Origin of the sequence: Neopararhizobium haloflavum (genome assembly GCF_002750855.1) — a bacterium.
Lineage (GTDB): Bacteria > Pseudomonadota > Alphaproteobacteria > Rhizobiales > Rhizobiaceae > Georhizobium > Georhizobium haloflavum.
Window position 1 is genome coordinate 1 of sequence record NZ_NWUC01000027.1, and the last position, 2440, is coordinate 2440.

Genomic DNA, 2440 nt, shown 5'->3' on the forward strand with positions numbered 1-2440 from the left:
AAACAAGAAAATTTTTATTTATTCAGTAAAATACAACCTGAAAAGAGAAGAAAAGGAAAAGAATTCAGCATAACAATTACCCGATCAGAACAACAACGTCGGCTCAGGGTCATCAGCCACCTCCACTTGGTCGATCTTCTTGGCAGCACGGTACTTCTTATACCAGCGGCAACTCCAAAAGCCACCACATCCCAAGATGATACCGAACAGAACGGCCAGAACAACGAGCAGTCCAATCCAAAAGGCGGAGAGACAATTGCATGGCGCCAAGCCCTCGAGAATGCCAGTCGAAGTTGGATCCATTCCATATTACCATAAATATTTACTTTTTACATAACAACAATAGCAGCAATTACAAATAACAAAATAGACTTAGGCCACCAATTCAGCTTGTTTCTCCTCGGCCTGGATCTGTTTCTTGTCGTCGCTGGCACTCTTGTCTTCCTTGGTCTTGCGAACACGACGTCCAGAGAACGGCTTGCGTTTTCCGGCGCTCTTCTTCTTATTCTCTTCGGAGCTCTCTCCTCCATCGGACACATAACGGCGACGAGAGGAATCGGTTTTGTCTCCTTCAGAAGCATTTTCACTCTTGGAACGGCGACGACCTCCCTTGAAACGGCTGAAGCGTTCGTATAGTCTGATGGCTTCAACAGGTTCTCCTCCAGGAAGAGTAACAGCTTGAGCCTTCGGTCCCTTGAACCCGGAGATCACGTCGAATTCAACCTCCAATTCGGCAGTCAAGGCATATTTCCAACGACGATCATCACGCTGAACGATGGCAGTGCTGTGGACGAAGATATCCTTGTCATTATCGTGGCGGCGGATGAAACCAAATCCCTTCGAGATGCTGAACCACTTGACTGTTCCCTTGACACCGCGAAGAACAACCTTCTTCGGGTCGGATTCATCAACGACAGTGCTGAGCTGAGGCTTCTCCTTAGGTTCGGCTTCAGATTCGTTTTGGGAGATGGGGTTATCGCCCTTTTCATTGAGTTCGATCTTCTTTTCGTCGGCCATTTTTGGTCTTGGATCGATGGTTTGCCCTCGGCACCAAGGTCGTCTTCAACGCCCCCTACGACGACAAGCACACCTACCACATCAAGGTCATCAATGCCGGTGGTCGTCGTATCGGATGGGCCTTCAAGACCACCAACATGAAGCGCCTCGGTGTTGACCCTCCATGCGGTGTCCTCGACCCCAAGGAGTCCGTCTTGGTTGCCGTCTCCTGCGACGCCTTCAACTACGGCCAGGAAGACACCAACAACGACCGTATCACCATCGAATGGACCAACACCCCCGATGGAGCCGCCAAGCAGTTCCGCCGTGAGTGGTTCCAAGGCGACGGTATGGTCCGCAGAAAGAATCTCCCCATCGAGTACAATCCTTGAGTAAACGATTTAGAAAAAGATAATACGTATTACAGAGATTTAGAAAGGAAAGGGCGACAAAATAACGCCTACTTAAAGGATTACTCTGGGGATTTAAATGAAAATTTGCATATTGTTGAAATCAATCAATTCGAATAGTTTAGACAGATAAAAAACCAGATAGATAAGGAGATAATGGAGTTTGGAGAGAGAGAGGGAGGAGAAAGAAACAAAAAACGAACAAGGTTCGGCCGGAAAACGGCCGATAAACACACGAGAACCGGTAAATCAAAAAAATAATAAATCCTAGGAAACTCTTGAGTTAAGACGAGGGCGGAGCTGCAACGACAATTACAACGCTAGACTTTAAGCTGGCTGTGTTTACACGAAACGGAGAACTTGTTGCATAAACAGTAAGTGCTGGACTTCTATTCTTTCTTTTCCGTGGTATTACTCTAGGCCTAGACTTGGGAGGGGTCGGGGAATGCGGCGATGCCCATCGGCCTCGGGGGGAAATACATCTCTACCATTCTTGAGCAACGTTCACACATGCCCCCACCCCTCTCAGTCGTTTCGTACAAAAATTCTCGTTACATAAATCGACGGGTCGGTACAAAAACGCCGACCGAAAGATCTGAGAACAAGGATAAGATAAAAGAAGTTACAAAAATTGAACAATTATTAAAGACAATAGACCCCTAAAGAATTTTTGTTTTGTCTGGCGACCCGTCCCGGTCCTTCTAGAGCTCCTTCTCCTTCTTGGCGGCGTCGTCCACCTTGAATAATTCAAAGTTCACCACGCCCAGACCGCTGATTCGATCCCTCTCGATGTTCTTGGCGTACGCCTTGCACTCGATCATCACCAAACGGTTCAATGGCAGCTTCTTGAACTTGACAACGGTAATTGGCTGTTGGTAGTTGTCCATCACAGCGTATGGGTAGAAACGGCCATCGATTCCCTCTGGAGGGACGTATTCAATTGGTCCTTCGTGTTCTTGATCGTGCTTGTGCGTTCCCGCGCAGTGGAAGGCAATGTTCTTGGCCCTGTATCTCTTGCTGACCTCCTTGGGGAC

Annotated in this window: 4 protein-coding genes; 2 read left to right on the forward strand and 2 right to left on the reverse strand. The window is 47.8% G+C overall.

Annotated features, from left to right (window positions below):
• A partial coding sequence (locus CN673_RS21765; RefSeq protein WP_210200133.1) for a hypothetical protein occupies positions 1 to 318 on the forward strand: 318 nt, incomplete at its 5' end.
• Between the two features lie 54 nt (positions 319 to 372).
• Here CN673_RS21765 and CN673_RS21770 read toward each other — a convergent pair.
• Entirely contained in the window at positions 373 to 1017 is a 645-nt protein-coding gene (locus CN673_RS21770; RefSeq protein WP_099868274.1) for a cold shock domain-containing protein, read from the reverse strand.
• 8 nt (positions 1018 to 1025) lie between these two features.
• Here CN673_RS21770 and CN673_RS21775 point away from each other — a divergent pair, with 8 nt between their 5' ends.
• Positions 1026 to 1388, forward strand: a complete 363-nt coding sequence (locus CN673_RS21775; RefSeq protein ID WP_157928993.1) for a motile sperm domain-containing protein — start codon at positions 1026 to 1028, stop codon at positions 1386 to 1388.
• 719 nt (positions 1389 to 2107) lie between these two features.
• On the opposite strand, the gene CN673_RS21780 is transcribed toward CN673_RS21775, so the two are convergent.
• A partial coding sequence (locus CN673_RS21780) for a hypothetical protein (RefSeq protein WP_157928994.1) occupies positions 2108 to 2440 on the reverse strand: 333 nt, incomplete at its 5' end.